At 58.5% G+C, this 14,942-nt stretch carries 12 protein-coding genes; 9 read left to right on the forward strand and 3 right to left on the reverse strand.

The genetic code is table 11. The features are described 5' to 3' along the window. Positions 1 to 17 precede the first annotated feature (17 nt). From gcvA to VNV36_RS21775, 3 genes are all read left to right on the forward strand, one after another. A complete protein-coding gene (gcvA, locus tag VNV36_RS21765) occupies positions 18 to 914 on the forward strand; it encodes a transcriptional regulator GcvA (RefSeq protein ID WP_325720405.1) in 897 nt (298 codons plus the stop codon). A gap of 75 nt (positions 915 to 989) precedes the next feature. After that, complete coding sequence (locus VNV36_RS21770) at positions 990 to 1,817, forward strand: DMT family transporter (protein WP_325720407.1); 828 nt, start codon at positions 990 to 992, stop codon at positions 1,815 to 1,817. Positions 1,818 to 1,845: 28 nt separating this feature from the next. Then, positions 1,846 to 2,607: an SDR family oxidoreductase gene (locus VNV36_RS21775; protein WP_325720409.1), complete on the forward strand. Its 762-nt coding sequence runs from the start codon at positions 1,846 to 1,848 to the stop codon at positions 2,605 to 2,607. 19 nt (positions 2,608 to 2,626) lie between these two features. Here the strand turns inward: VNV36_RS21775 and VNV36_RS21780 are convergent, their stop codons facing one another. After that, on the reverse strand, positions 2,627 to 3,541 hold the full coding sequence (locus tag VNV36_RS21780; RefSeq protein ID WP_016774850.1) for a LysR family transcriptional regulator: 915 nt from the start codon (positions 3,539 to 3,541) through the stop codon (positions 2,627 to 2,629). A gap of 270 nt (positions 3,542 to 3,811) precedes the next feature. Here VNV36_RS21780 and VNV36_RS21785 point away from each other — a divergent pair, with 270 nt between their 5' ends. From VNV36_RS21785 to pgm, 4 genes are all read left to right on the forward strand, one after another. Continuing rightward, complete coding sequence (locus VNV36_RS21785) at positions 3,812 to 4,834, forward strand: zinc-dependent alcohol dehydrogenase family protein (RefSeq protein WP_325720413.1); 1,023 nt, start codon at positions 3,812 to 3,814, stop codon at positions 4,832 to 4,834. 548 nt (positions 4,835 to 5,382) lie between these two features. After that, entirely contained in the window at positions 5,383 to 6,849 is a 1,467-nt protein-coding gene (locus VNV36_RS21790) for a hypothetical protein (protein WP_325720415.1), read from the forward strand. 49 nt (positions 6,850 to 6,898) lie between these two features. Next, positions 6,899 to 8,299: an aminotransferase-like domain-containing protein gene (locus VNV36_RS21795; RefSeq protein WP_325720417.1), complete on the forward strand. Its 1,401-nt coding sequence runs from the start codon at positions 6,899 to 6,901 to the stop codon at positions 8,297 to 8,299. 108 nt (positions 8,300 to 8,407) lie between these two features. Beyond that, complete coding sequence (pgm, locus tag VNV36_RS21800; RefSeq protein WP_325720419.1) at positions 8,408 to 10,054, forward strand: phosphoglucomutase (alpha-D-glucose-1,6-bisphosphate-dependent); 1,647 nt, start codon at positions 8,408 to 8,410, stop codon at positions 10,052 to 10,054. Positions 10,055 to 10,108: 54 nt separating this feature from the next. Here the strand turns inward: pgm and VNV36_RS21805 are convergent, their stop codons facing one another. After that, entirely contained in the window at positions 10,109 to 10,804 is a 696-nt protein-coding gene (locus VNV36_RS21805) for a pirin family protein (protein ID WP_325720421.1), read from the reverse strand. Positions 10,805 to 11,060: 256 nt separating this feature from the next. On the opposite strand from VNV36_RS21805, the gene VNV36_RS21810 reads away from it, so the two are divergent. Next, on the forward strand, positions 11,061 to 13,535 hold the full coding sequence (locus tag VNV36_RS21810) for a UvrD-helicase domain-containing protein (protein ID WP_325720423.1): 2,475 nt from the start codon (positions 11,061 to 11,063) through the stop codon (positions 13,533 to 13,535). 50 nt (positions 13,536 to 13,585) lie between these two features. Here VNV36_RS21810 and VNV36_RS21815 read toward each other — a convergent pair whose 3' ends face one another. Continuing rightward, the gene (locus VNV36_RS21815; protein WP_041480416.1) at positions 13,586 to 13,858 is read right to left on the reverse strand and encodes a DUF1652 domain-containing protein; all 273 of its coding nucleotides are present in this window, start codon (positions 13,856 to 13,858) and stop codon (positions 13,586 to 13,588) included. Between the two features lie 265 nt (positions 13,859 to 14,123). Between VNV36_RS21815 and VNV36_RS21820 the strand changes: the two genes are divergently transcribed. Then, on the forward strand, positions 14,124 to 14,939 hold the full coding sequence (locus VNV36_RS21820; RefSeq protein WP_325720425.1) for a helix-turn-helix domain-containing protein: 816 nt from the start codon (positions 14,124 to 14,126) through the stop codon (positions 14,937 to 14,939). The last annotated feature ends 3 nt before the right edge of the window (positions 14,940 to 14,942 follow it).

The following is a 14,942-nucleotide window of genomic DNA, read 5'->3' on the forward strand; positions in this document are numbered from 1 at the left end:
TTCTCGGACCCGTACCCATGAGAGATCTGCCCCCAACCGCGACCTTGCGTGCTTTCGAGGTGTCCACCCGGCACCCGACGTTCACCGCTGCCGCACAGGAGTTGCATGTGACCCAGAGCGCGGTCAGCCACCAGCTCCGGCACCTGGAAGATCTTTGGGGATTACAGCTGTTCGAACGGGGCAAGTCGTTACGCCTCACGCCTGCGGGCGCAACGCTGGCGCCGATTGTGCGCGAATTCTTCATGAGCCTGGAGGCAACGCTGGCTGATCTGCGCGAGCAAAAGGGCAGGGTCCGGCTGAGTGTCAGCACCACTTATTCCTTCGCTTTGAAATGGCTGCTGCCACGTTTGCCGAGCCTGTCCCGCCAGCATCCGGAGCTGTTGGTGTCGCTGGACACCACGGACAAAATCATCCATTTCGCCAGCGGTGAAGCCGATGTCGCGATCCGCCTGGGCAAGGGTAATTGGCCCGGACTGTACTCGGAGTTCCTGTTCGGCGAACAGGTCTTCCCCGTGGCCAGTCCTGAATTCCTGCAGCGCGTCGGGGTGCCGGGCAGCCCCGCGGAGTTGTTGCGATTGCCTTTGCTGGCTCGCGACGGTGCCGAGCTGGCGCCGAAATGGGAAGTGTGGTTCGAGTCCGTCGGGCTGGCATTTTCGCCGCTTCGGGAAAGCGTCAGGTTTGGCGATACCAATATGACGGTGGAGGCGGCTTTGCTCGGCCATGGCGTGGCGCTGGTGCGCAGCGGCCATGTCGAGAAGGAAATCGGCGATGGCCGTCTGGTGCGCCTGTTCGATGTGCCGTTTCAGTCACCGCTTGCCTACTATTTCGTATGCCCCAAGGGTATTGAGGCGCAGCCACACATTGTCAGCTTCCGCGAATGGCTGCTCGGTGAAGCGCTCAAACTGCAGGCTTGAAGTATGAATTATCGCTCATGGTGCGATGAGGAGACTTCTCTGTAATCCGCTCGGTCGGGCTGTCTAGAATGGGCAATGCCTACTCATCTCGTCCTCCTTGTCCTGTTCGCGGCGCTGCTGCACGCCAGTTGGAACGCGCTGCTGCGTGGCGGCGCCGATCGGCTGTGGTCGATGACGGTGATGTGCGTTGCCATTGCCATCGTCTGCGCGTTCGCCGCCATGTTCATGGTGGCGCCGGCACCCGAAAGCTGGGGTTATGCGCTGCTCTCGGCGCTGCTGCATGTCGGCTACAACCTGTTTCTGGTGCGCAGCTATCGGGTCGGCGATCTTGGGCAGATTTATCCGATTTCCCGCGGCTCGTCGCCCGCGCTGATCGCCCTCGGCGCCGCGCTGTTTGCCGGCGAAACCATCACCCCCGGCGAGCTGCTCGGCATTGCGCTGGTGTCTGGCGGGATCATTTCGCTGGCCTTCCGGGGGCGTAGCCTGTCGGTGCCGAGCCTGCCTTATGCGCTGGGAACGGGTTGTTTTATCGCGGCTTACAGTGTTGTCGACGGCATTGGCGCCAGGCTTTCCGGTGCTCCGTTGGCCTACACCGTATGGATGAGCGCGCTGTGGGGCGTGTTGATGCCGGTGGTGTATATCGGTCTGCGCGAAGCCCGCAGTCTGTTTTCGATTCGGCCTGGAATGTCCGCTGCAGCGATGGGCGGGCTGGTCTCTCTGCTGGCCTATGGGATCGTTATCTACGCGATGAACGAAGCCCCACTGGGCGCGGTATCGGCACTGCGCGAGACCAGCGTGTTGTTCGCGGCGTTGCTTGGTTACCTGTTCCTTGGCGAAACACTCACCATCCGCCGTGTTCTGGCGTGCGTGGTGATCGCCAGCGGCGCAATCATCATCGGCTGACACAGCTTGGCTGTGCAGGAGCACTTTCATGACTAATGTCTCGCAGGCCCCACTGATTCTGATTACCGGTGGCAGTCGTGGCGTGGGCGCCGCCACCGCGCGACTCGCCGCCGCACAAGGCTACGACGTCGCTATCAGTTACGTGGCCAATGAGTTCGCCGCCCTGGCGGTGGTGGCCGATATCGAAGCGATGGGGCGCAAGGCATTGGCACTGCGCGCCGACAGCGCCGACCCCGAGCAGGTCACTGATCTTTTCACGGCGATCGACCGCACATTCGGGCGCATCGACGTGCTGGTCAACAACGCCGGCGTGCTGGCGAAACAGTCACGACTTGAGGATTTGGACTTCGAGCGTATGCAACGCATTTTTGCGGTCAACGCTCTCGGGCCGATTCTGTGTGCCCAGCAGGCTGTGAAGCGCATGTCCCTGCGGCACGGCGGTTCGGGCGGCGTGGTGATCAATGTCTCGTCAGCCTCGGCACGTTTGGGCAGCCCGAATGAATACGTCGACTACGCAGCCTCCAAAGGCGCACTGGAAACTTTCACCATCGGCTTCGCCAAGGAGGTGGCGCGAGAGGGGATTCGCGTCAACTGTATCCGCCCGGGGCACATCTATACCGATATGCACGCCAGCGGCGGCGAACCGGGGCGGGTAGACCGGGTCAAGGACTCGATCCCGATGGGCCGCGGCGGCCAGCCGGAGGAGGTGGCGCGGGCCATTTTGTGGCTGGCCAGCGCGGAGGCCTCATTTGTGACCGGTACGTTTCTGGACGTGACGGGCGGCAAATGAACCGGGCAGGGCAGGTTTGCTAGAGACTGTCCGGATCGCCGAAGAACATCTGAATCCGCGACCGCAACCAACGCTCGCCCGGGTCGTTGTCCTGCGAGCCGCGCCAGGCCATATGCAGCTCAAACGTACGCGTTGGCAACGGCGGATCTTCAGCACGCAGACCGCCAGCTGCCGTTAGTGCTTCCGCCGTGTAATCCGGCACGGTCGCGACGATGTCGGTGCCCGCCAGCAGCGTACCCAGGCCGTTGAACTGCGGTACTGCCAGCACCACGTGCCGTTTGCGCCCGAGTTTTTCCAGCTCTTCATCGACGAATCCGCTCAGGTCACCGGCAAACGACACCAGCGCGTGGGGGCGGGCGCAATAGTCGTCGAGGCTCAGTGGCCCCGGTACGGTATCGGCGCGCAACAGCTTGGGGGCGCTGCGGCGCAAGACCTTGCGTTTGGCGTTGGCCGGCAAATCGGTGGTGTAGCTGACACCAATGGAAATTTCGCCAGAAGCCAGCAGGCCCGGCATCAAGATGTAATTGACTCGCCGCACGACGAGGACGATGCCCGGTGCTTCGGCACGCAAGCGTTTGAGCAGCATTGGCAGCAGGGCGAATTCGACGTCGTCGGACAAACCGATGCGGAATACCGAGGTGCTGGTCGCCGGATCGAAATCGGCGGCACGACTCACCGCCGTGGAGATCGAATCGAGGGCAGGCGAGAGCAGGGCGAAGATTTCCACCGCCCGGGCGGACGGTTCCATGCTCCGGCCGGTGCGGACAAACAGTGGATCGTCAAACAGGCTGCGCAGGCGCGACAGCGCCGCACTGATAGCCGGTTGGCCGAGGAAAAGCTTTTCCGCGGCCCGAGTCACACTGCGTTCGTGCATCAATGTTTCGAACACGATCAGCAGGTTCAGGTCGACACGACGCAGGTCATTACGATTCATCTGGAGTCCTGGCAGAGTCATCAAACTTGACGAGGGCGGCCATATGAGAACAATGGCCGGCATGAATCTTACGGGGAAAGACTGGTACTCTGCACCGGAAAATTCAGCTTTAGTGCGACCGCGGCAGGCCTTTTTTCATGGATTTTGCCAATGCCGCTCCTGCTGCGGAATCAATGACAGGCATGTCGACTATTAATAGCCACTGATGGTCTTGGGTCGAAAGCCCAGATAGAGTTCATGGCATTAGAGGTTACTTTGACGAGGTTTGCGATGTCCCGCACGATCCGTTTTCACAAGTTTGGTCCGGCCGAGGTGCTCAAATGCGAAGAGCATGCGGCTGCTCAGCCAGGTCCTGGCGAGGTGCAGGTGCGTGTCGAGGCAATCGGCATCAGTTGGTACGACACCCTGTGGCGCCAGAACCTGGCGTCGTCTCAGGCACGTCTGCCATCGGGCCTGGGTCATGAAATGGCTGGCGTGGTGACAGCGGTGGGCGCTGATGTCGACGACCTGTCCGTTGGCGATAAAGTCGCCAGTTTCCCGGCCGAAAGTCCGAACGATTACCCGGTGTACGGCGAATCGATCGTCTTGCCGCGTACCGCGCTGACCCGCTATCCGGATGTGCTCAGCCCGATCGAAGCCAGCGTGCATTACACGCCGCTGCTCATCGCCTACTTCGCTTATGCCGATCTGGCGCGGGTCAAACCGGGACAATTCGCGCTGGTGACTGATGCCAGCCACTGCGCCGGTCCGTCGTTCGTGCAATTGGGCAAGGCGCTGGGCGTGCGCGTGATAGCGGCCACCAAGTCGGCACAGGAACGCGAATATCTGCTGTCCCTTGGGGCGGAAAAGGTCATCGTCACCGAGGAGGAAGATCTGTTGATGCGAGTCAACAAGATCACCGACAACCGTGGCGTCGATGTGGTATTCGACGGCCTCGGCGGCCCGCAGATGTCATTGCTCGGTGATGTGCTGGCGCCACGCGGCAGTCTGGTCCTGTACGGCTTGCAGGGCGGCAACCAGACGCCGTTCCCGGCCTGCGCAGCGTTCCAGAAGAACATCCAGTTCTTTGTGCATTGCATCGGCAACTTTACCGGCAAGCCCGAGCTGGGCATTGTCCAGGATCACGTCGCTTTGCAACGTGCATTGCGTGACATCAACCAGTTGACGGCTGACCGTGTGGTGCTGCCGCTCAAGACCCGTGTATTTCCCTTCAACGAGTTTGTCGAAGCGCATCGTTACATGGACGAATGCCCATGCCGCGAGCGGGTAGCCCTTCAAGTCGAGCCGGCGTAAATCCGCTCAGCAGAGTCCGTGGCCCCACGGACTCTTTTTGTTTATATCCCTTCTTCTCGGTAGCACCTTGCTATCGTCGTGTGTGTCCAAATCCGGCAACTGAACTGGTTTTTGCCCGGTATCTGTATCTTCTAATCGCACTATAAGCACTGATAATTGAATGATTACTTTCATCTCAAGGAATGAGCTATGGCTGTGCTTTTAATTCGTCCTGCGCAATATCAAACGGCTAGTTCTGCTGGCTTCGTCAATTTCTGTTTAATTGCTGTAGGGCGATTCGGAAGTTGCTTCTCTTTTTCTTGTAATGAATTGTCGTGGGACGCTGTGGGAAGTTTCCTCAGATTGATTCCTCTCGAGGAAAGCTCAATGAATACGGGTGGATGAGCCCGTCGCTTGGCGTCTGGAGAGGTTTTTTCAGGACAAGTGTTTCAAATAACTACAACTTTGTAAGTGTTAGCATTTCAGCGTCTATTACTTATTGATCCAATTGTCGCGCGCTCACTGTCCTGTTTGCGTGGCATGAAACTTTTGATACCGGGTAAATACCGATGAGCACGATCCATGATCAGGCAATGAACTACGTCTATCAGCAAGTACTGCAGCGTCTGCTGAGTTTCTTCTCCCGAGCCGAGCGAACGGCGTTGCAGCTGTTGATCCAGCGCCTGGTCGTGGCCGCCGGCGGCATGGAAAACATAGGACAGTTCAAGGTGCTGGTACACCAGTCCGGCTCGCGTGACAGCTGCTACACCCTGGCCCTGCTCAGGGCTGCGCAGTTGACCATTGCCGGTCGTGCGCCGGCGACGTTTCAGTTGCGGGTAGCCACGCTGCGCTGGAATGGAGACAGCGCTGTCGCTCTGCAGAACCTGCATCGCAGCTACAGCGCATTGTTTCTTTATGACGATCCGCGGGTCGAAGTGCTGATGGTGGATAACCGCGAGGTGCTGCCATTCGACCATCGCACGCCTGTCAGCGATGAGGGGCGTGAGGCCAGCCGAGTCAATCTTCTTCTTGTCGGGCACTGTCGCACCTGGCTTGAAACGCCCGAATTATGGGACGACGCCTATCTGGCCACTGCCGAGTACTACAGCCAGATCGCTCGCTGGAACAATGGTGTCGACGCCATGATCAGCACCGAAACCAAGGGTAGTCAGCAGCGTTTCCTCGAAGGTCTGAACCGTGCGATGCAACGAGTTGCGATAGCAGGCCCCGGGCTTGTCCACAGCGGATTCGAAGCGCTGTTTCCACTACTTGACGGGCTCGGGGGCGATTTCTATCGCGAGCTGCGTCCAGATGATGAGCAGACGGCCTGGCGCCCCGAAGGCGAATTCGAAGCCTGTCGGCGCACCAGTTTTATCGACATCAACGACATGATGGTCGGCAAACCCGAGGAACGCTGGCCGTTGCTGGGCGAATTTCTTGGTCATGAACCTGATGATCTGGCGTTGTATGAAGGCGAAGCGGTTTTTGCCGATCCTCTGATCTCGGCGCATGTGCGAGGTTTGCACTCACGGCTCATCGAGGGGCGCGCCTATGAGGCGGGTATCGACGATTATGTGCAGCACACGCTGGCCGAAATGCGCCGAAAGCAGGTTGCGCAGCCCATTTGCGAGCATTTACTGGCCAGTTACGACAATGTCGGCGGGCCAGAGCCGCTGCGGATGCTGGCAGAGGACTATCTTCTGCATGGTTTCGGACTGAACGAAACGCAACTGGCGTGCTTTTTATTCGCGCCGTTCATCGACGGCGGCAAAGGCCTCGAACGGTTCCTGCGCAACTGTCACCCCGGCATGTTGGTCGCGATGCCTGACCTGCACCGCGCCATGCAGGGCCTGCACGCGCCGGAGCAGGTATTGAAATGGATCACTGAGGTCAGTGGTTTGCCAGTCAGGCTAGTGAGCCGTCTTTATGCAAGGGGTCCTGTCCAGATTTGTACATCCGATGAATTCGCCGCTGAGAGTGGAGGTTCGGGCGAGGCGGGTTCGGCCGCGCAATTCGAGCGGTCGACGGAAGGCTGATTGTGAGCCATAGCCTGAGTTGTGAACCAATGTCTACGGAAATGAGGGTGTGAAGGGCGCGCGGGAAAATGACTTTGTTTATCAAGCAGTTTATCGGTATCTGACCACGCTGATTGAGGAGGCGGGTGGCAGCACGGCAGTCCGCATGCCCTCGTTGCGCCAATTGGCCGACCGGCTGAATGTCTCCATTTCTACGGTGCAATACGCCTATTCACTGCTGGAAAAAGAAGGTCGGGTCTATTCGAAAGCCAAATCCGGGTATTACGCGCAAGCACTTTTCAGCATGGACGCGCCCGGCAGTGGCAGTGATCTGCTCGAAACCGTTTACGTCAACGCCAGACGTCCCGGCATGTGTGTGTTGAGTGCTGACGAACCGGCTTCGCTGCAACCGTTGGACAGTCCGTTGTTGACGTTGGAGCGCGAACTCTTGCGCCAGTACCCCCGCCAGCCACAGACGCTTGTGCAACCTTGTGGCGAGCTGGAATTGCGGGTTGCCCTGGCCGCGCGGTACACCTGTTCGACGGCGAATTATTGGCATGCCGATGACGTTTATATCGGCGCTGATCTGCGCGGGGTACTGGAGATTCTGATTTCGGTGCTTGAGTTGCGGCAGGCCGCCGTCGTTGTTGAATCGCCTTGTGACTGGGTGATCTTGCGCCTGCTCGAATCGTGCGGAGTGCGTGTGATCGAATGGCCTTTGCTGGCTGAAGGTGCGCCCGATCTTCCGGCACTGGAGTCGCTGCTCATAAACGAGCCGGTACGCCTGGTGCTCCTGTCGTCGGTGTTGAGCATGCCTCAGGGCAGCAGTTTCACTCGGGATCAGCAGCAGGCAATCGCCACGCTGCTCGACCGATACGGCATCTGGGTACTGGAAAACGATTGCTACAGCGAGTTTGATGAGCGCAGTGTTGCGCAGCGGTTGCGTAACTGGCTCGCCCCTGATCGCCTGCTGGTGTTTTCCACCTTCGAGAAGTTCATCGGCGCAGAAGCGCCTTTCGGCTTCGTTTTGTCGCGCCATTGGCGCCAGGCGTTGCAACGCCATTTCCTGTTACGCGCGTTTCGCTTGTCGCCCATCCGCCAGAAGGCGATTGCCAGACTGTTGAACGGTGGGCGGCTTGATCAGCATTTATTCGTGCTGCGGCGAATGCTCAGTGAGCGTCGTACCCTGTTGATCCAGGTATTGCGCGAGCGTTTGGGCGATGCGTTGCAGATTGCCGAGCCACAGAGCGGGGCGACGGTCTGGGTGCGTTCGTTACGACCGGTAGACATGGCGAATGTGTTTCACCGACTGCTCAAGCAGCAGATCATCATTGCACCGGGCGAGCTGTTCAGTCTGCAAGGCCTGCACGCGGACCATCTGCGTTTAAGCGCGCTGAATCATGGCGAAAGAGACCTATCGAGTGTCATCGGGCTTTTGGGTGATGCCTTGCGTTTATCCCCGGGCAGATAACGTTAAAAAACATCGGACGTGTATCGGATACATCCCGTCGCACAGTGGTCAAACTGCCAGTAAACTGCGCTGTATTTCCTGAACCACTCCGATTTCAGAGGTTATTGCATGACACTCAGTCCTTTTGCGGGCAAACCGGCACCGGCAGAATTGTTGGTCGATATCCCGCGACTGGTTACGGCCTACTACACAGGCCAGCCTGATGCATCGATTTCTACCCAGCGAGTGGCGTTCGGCACTTCCGGTCACCGTGGCAGCTCGTTTGATCTGAGCTTCAATGAATGGCACGTTCTGGCCATCAGTCAGGCGATCTGCCTGTATCGCGAAGCCCAGGGCATCACCGGGCCGCTGTTTGTCGGCATAGACACCCATGCACTGTCGACTCCAGCGGGCGCCAGTGCGCTGGAAGTACTGGCTGCCAACGGCGTAACTGTAATGATCGCCGTGGGTGATGAGTACACGCCGACCCCGGCGATTTCCCACGCCATTCTCTGCTACAACCGCGGCCGCACCTCCGGCCTAGCTGACGGTATCGTCATCACCCCGTCGCACAATCCGCCACAAAGCGGTGGCTACAAATACAACCCTACCAACGGCGGCCCGGCCGATACTCACATCACCAAGTGGATCGAAGCCAAGGCCAACGAACTGCTGGCCAACAAACTGGCCGGCGTCAAGCGCGTGAGCTATGAGCAGGCGCTCAAGGCCAGCACCACTCATCGCCACGACTACTTGAACACCTATGTCGCCGACCTGATCAACGTCATCGATTTCGATGCAATCCGCGACGCTAAATTGCGCCTGGGCGTCGATCCACTGGGCGGAGCAGGGGTGCGCTACTGGTCGGCGATCGCTGAACATTACCGTCTCGATCTGGACGTGGTGAATAAACAAGTCGATTCGACTTTCCGTTTCATGACCGTTGACTGGGACGGCCAGATCCGCATGGACCCCTCGTCCAGCCACGCGATGCAGGGCCTGATCGGTCTCAAGGAACGCTTTGACGTGGCGTTTGCCTGTGACCCTGATCACGACCGTCACGGCATCGTCACGCCGTCCGGTGGTCTGCTCGCACCGAACAATTACCTGGCGGTGTCGATCGATTACCTGTTCCAGAACCGCCCGCAGTGGCGCGCCGATGCCGCCGTGGGCAAAACCGTGGTCAGCAGCGGCCTGATCGATCGCGTGGCCAAACGTCTGGGCCGTCGTCTGTACGAAGTGCCGGTTGGCTTCAAGTGGTTTGCCGAAGGCCTGTTCGACGGTTCGCTGGGTTTTGGTGGCGAGGAGAGCGCCGGTGCATCGTTCCTGCGCAAGGACGGCGGAGTATGGAGCACCGACAAGGACGGTCTGATCCCGGCCTTGCTCGCCGCAGAAATGACCGCGCGCACGGGCCGTGATCCAAGTCAGGCCTACCGCGCGCTGACCGACGAGTTGGGCGAGCCATTCTCGGTACGCGTCGATGCCAAGGCCAATCCTGAGCAAAAGGCCCTGCTGAGCAAACTTTCGCCGGAGCAGGTCACTTCGACCGAACTGGCGGGGGAGAAGATTCAGAGCATTCTCAGCCATGCGCCGGGCAACGATCAGGCGATTGGCGGTCTGAAAGTCATGACCGAAAACGGCTGGTTCGCCGCACGTCCGTCGGGTACCGAGGACATCTACAAGATCTACGCCGAAAGCTTCATTGGCGACGACCACCTCAAGCAACTGGTGGCCGAAGCGCAAACTCTGGTGGATGGCGCGATTTCCACCCAATGATGCGCACATGAAAAAGGGCAACCGTGATGGTTGCCCTTTTTTATCGCCTGCCGATCAAGCCAGGTCTACCAGAACGATCTCGCTGTCTTCGATCGCCGTGACCGTCAGCACTTGTTCATGAGCTACTGCCACACCGTCACGGGCTTGCGTGCGCAAACCGTTGACGTCGATTACCCCGGTGGCCGGGACGAGATAGGCGCGACGGCCTGCTTCCAGACGGTATTCAGCCGTCTCGCCGGCCTTGATGTTTGCCGCCACCAGACGTGCATTGGCGCGGATGCGCAGGCTTTGATCATCGCCTTCCTTGCCGCTGGCCAGCGTGACGAAACCTTCGCGCTCACCTTTGGGGAAGGGCTTGGCTCCCCAGGATGGCGGCGCTCCGGTTTCGGTCGGCTGAATCCAGATCTGGAAGATTTTGGTCTGCTTGTCTTCCAGGTTGTATTCGCTGTGGGCGATGCCAGTACCGGCGCTCATCACTTGTACATCACCGGCTTCGGTGCGGCCCTTGTTGCCGAGGTTATCCTGGTGGGTGATTGCACCTTCACGCACGTAGGTGATGATTTCCATGTCGCGGTGCGGATGCTGCGGGAAACCGCTGCCGGCGGCGATGATGTCATCGTTCCAGACCCGCAGATTGCCCCAGCTCATCCGCTGCGGGTCATAGTATTCGGCAAACGAAAAGTGATGGTGTGCATCCAGCCAGCCGTGATGGGCGCCGCCCAGCGAGTTGAAGGGTCTGAGTTCAAGCATGATCGTCTCCTCAATAGGGTTCGTCAGGGCGGACCCCGTGGTTGATGACGACGATCATCTATCAGCCAATCATCGATAAAAAGCGCAAAAACTGCCGCATCATGATCGGGTTATTAGATGGAACGCAGCCCGGAAATGGTCTTACCCGACTTTCAGTTCGTCGCCTAAACCAATGACCTGTAAGCATTTCGCTAGAACTAAAGGGCAAATCCAGACACCATAGCCGCCACAGCCTCACACACTGGAGTCCGTCAGCGTGGCGCAACACACCTCCGATCTTCCTCCCGAACTTCGTCCACTGGCCGAGATGCCCTGGTTCAAGCGTCTGGCCGCGCGTTTCTTTGGTCATGGTCTGACAAAATTGCGCGCCCAACACCGGGCCTCGTGGCTGCACGGCCAGGCCGACGGATTTCGCAGTGGCCACACCGCTGGCGTCGAATACGGTTTCAAGGAAGGCAAACTTGAGGGGCTGGAAGAGGGACGGCAGGTCTTGCTGATTCGCGACAGCCGCAACACTGAGCATCGCCCGCCCAGTATCGATAATCATCTGTTCGATGACTGGCGCCTGCCGCTCACGACGGAGCTGAAGAAACGCATAAAGGCTGATGTTGCCCGATTACTGCCGGCGCACGCTCAGCCCAGCGCCGCACAATGGAAAATGATCTTCAGCGACACACCGTCCACCTCGGTGGTAGCCGGTGCCGGCGCAGGTAAATCGACTACGCTGGTGCTGCGCATTCTTGTGCTCAGCCACTATCTGGGCTTTGAGCTGGACTCGATGACCGTGGTGACGTTTACCCGCGAGTCGCGCAAGGACTTCATCAACAAACTCATTGAAATCTTTACGCTGTGGGACCAGCCGTTGAGCCTCAGGCAGGCCCGCGAACTGGTGCGAACCTTCCATTCGCGCATCCTGCCGATGGTTCGCAGCCTGCCGGGTTTCGAGCGTTTGCAGGCCTTTGAGAATCTCAGCGATCGACCACAGGGTGGCGACGAAGACATCGACAGCAATCCGTTTGACCTGCGCATCAATGACGCGCAACGCCAGCAACTCAACGCCTGTTATTACCGCTTGTTCAACGACGACGAACGTTTCCGCCAGTTGATTCAGCCGCTATCCCGTGCCGGCCTGCAATTGAAGGAGCTGGAACGCGACCACCCCGATGTGCAAAAACGCATGGCCGTTACGGAACTGGCGGCCAAACGCGATGAAGAGCTGTGTGATGTCATTGAGGATCTTTGGTTTCGCGCAGGCGCCTGGCCCATCAAAGGCATCGAGCCCAATCGGCAGACATTCGAAATCAACGGCTCGACGTTCCACTGTCACGGCTATATTCCGAGCCTTGATGCCTGGGTGGTGCTTGGCTTTGACCCGAAGGAAAATCCACAGCTGTGTCGGCCGAACGCCAAGCTGTGTATCCGCGCAGAATGGGCTGTCAAACGTACCCTGTTTCAAGCTTTCTGTCGTAAGCCATTGATATGGCTGGAAAACTATGAGTCTTCCAAGCGTGTTCTCGCGACTCTGGCGGGTGATGCCAGCGCTGGCCCAGGTTTCGATTACAAGGTCAAAGGCGAGCTGGCATCGGCGCCGTTGCTCGATTGTTTTGTCGGCGCAGCCGGCTTCATCGAAAACCTCGGCCTGGATGTGCCAGACGCGGTCAGTCGCATGAGCTTCGCCAAGGATGACCCCGACCGGTTTTTCTTTGAAGCCTTGAGTCTGTTCTGGCGCGCGTTCGAAGATCACTTGCTGGATCAGAAACCGCCGGTGATGACCTACAACCGCATGTTCGCGCTGTTCAGCGAGCATTCACCGGAAAATCTCAAGCTGCTCAGCGACGCGCTTCTGCGGCCGATGGCGCATCTGATGATCGACGAATTCCAGGATGTTTCCCCGCAGATCGTTTCGTGGATTCGCGCCAGCCTTAATGAAATCCGCAGCCGTGGCCCGGCAATGCACGTCGGGCGGGGCGCGCAGCGTTCGTCGCTGTTGTGCGTCGGTGATGACTGGCAATCCATATACGGCTGGCGCGGCAGTTCGCCGAGCTATTTCATGGAGTTCAACAAGGAATTTCCGTCGCCAGCCACTACCCGGGTCATGCTCAGCGATAATTATCGCAGCCATCAGCACATCATTGATGCCGCCGAGCACATTGTCCGCGCCGCCCCGGCCATTGCGGGGAAGAAGGCCAAGGCCAGTGGCGCGCCCAAGCCGCTGCAACCGGTCAACGTGCTGGAACGTGATGACCAAGCACTGGGTGAGCGCGTGGCGGAACACTACCGCCAAGGTCACTCGATCTTGATGCTTTATCGAAAAAGCAGCGATAAGTCATTGATAGAAAAGCATATTCAGCCAGTAGTTAATGTCGATTCGAGCTTGCCTTACGAAGCGCGGAGGTTGAAGCAGCTCACCTATCACAGCGCCAAGGGCTTGCAGGCTGATGCGGTATTTCTGCTCGGCGATTGTCAGCACTTGACCACTTCGCCTTACAAGAACCAGGTATATCGCATGGCTGGACTCGGTAAGGCTGGTGACAGTGAGCCGTACGACAGCGCACAGAGGGATGAAATCCTGCGTCTGGCCTACGTAGGTATTACCCGCGCCGTCAGCCATTGCTACTGGTATGTCGAGCCGCAAGAAGCCCAGGCTGTGAACATGCCCAGAGCATCGGATCGAGTTGCCCAGGACAGGCCGTTTTTTGTCGATCATCGAAAGGAAAAGACAACTGCCTGAATGAAAAAAAGCCCGCATCGCTGCGGGCTTTTTTGTTTTAGGTCAGTGCCTTATGCGTAGTTCTTGAGTGATTCCGGAGGAGTGAAAGCTTCCAGCTCATCTTCAATGGCTTCGATGATTCGCTCGACGTCCGCCGCATTCATCACTGTCGCACAGGGAATGCCGGCGATCGCGATCATGGTTTCACCGCTGGCGCGGTCGAACAGACGGGCAATCAGGCTGCCCGGTGCGTCCATAGTCGCTTCGAATCCCATGGGATGAAAATGCCAGCGCATCAGCTGGCAGGCATTGGGGAATGTGACTTTGCTGAACCCTTTATTCATGGTGTTGCCGGCCTGCTTCATCGAGCGCTTCCTTTTGCTCATGTTAGGTGGGAAGAGCCGTCATTGGCTCAACCAGTGCTTGAGCTATAAAAGTAGCATCCGTGTGTGAAAATACTGTGAGTTTTTTCAGTCTGTTTGGCGATTGATTGGCGTTTTTTGATGTAAGTCACTGGCTCATGGTTTATCGCCAAATTGCCACTATGGATTTTTCATTGAAGCTGCAGAGGAACTTGGGCAAGCTCGATTCTTTTTCGCCGAGCCTCTTATGCACGCCGACGATGACGGCCCCGAACAGACCCAGGCCACGGCCGCCACGGTCATGCGCTATCACCTGAGCTGGAAACACCGGGATCTGGACAGCGTCATGGCGCTTTATCACCCGGACATCCAGTACAACGATTTCTTCCAGAACCGCGTGCTCGGCCTCGCTGAGCTGCGTGAGTACGTGCGCGTGAGCATGCCGCGGGAATCCGATGAGCTGCTCGAACACTGCGATCGTATCCGGGTGGATGGCAATACCGCGTTCATTCAGTACGAGGTGACGCTGCGCGGCGGTGACGGTCTGGTGTCTTTCCGCTCCAGCGAAGCGATTACGGTCAAGGATGATCTGATCTGGCGCGTCAACGAATACGCTTCTCTGGTGCGAACCCAGGCCGACGACGGCTCGGCGTCGAGACAGCGCCCGGCGGTCAGTCGTCTCGGTCTGTCACCGCGGCAACTGAGTTTCATGGCTGAGGATCTGCAGCAGTATTTCGAAAAGCAGCAACCCTATCTGGACCCCGATCTCGATCTGCAGCGGGTATCGAAGGAGTGCGGGTACAGCCGCAATCAGATTTCCTATCTGCTCAATCAAGTGCTCGGGCAAAGCTTTTACCGCTACGTCAATCAGGCGCGCCTGCAGCATTTACTGCGTGCGCTCGACAGTGCCACACCGCCGTTACGCATCGACGAGCTGGCGTTTGCCGCCGGGTTCAATTCGCTGTCGGCATTTTACAAATGCTTCCGCGAGCACATCGGTCAGTCGCCGAAGGCCTACGCCAAACAAATTTCTCTGCGGGCACGCGCGCAAGACATCAACTGAAGG

Origin of the sequence: Pseudomonas sp. (assembly GCF_035554175.1) — a bacterium.
Lineage (GTDB): Bacteria > Pseudomonadota > Gammaproteobacteria > Pseudomonadales > Pseudomonadaceae > Aquipseudomonas.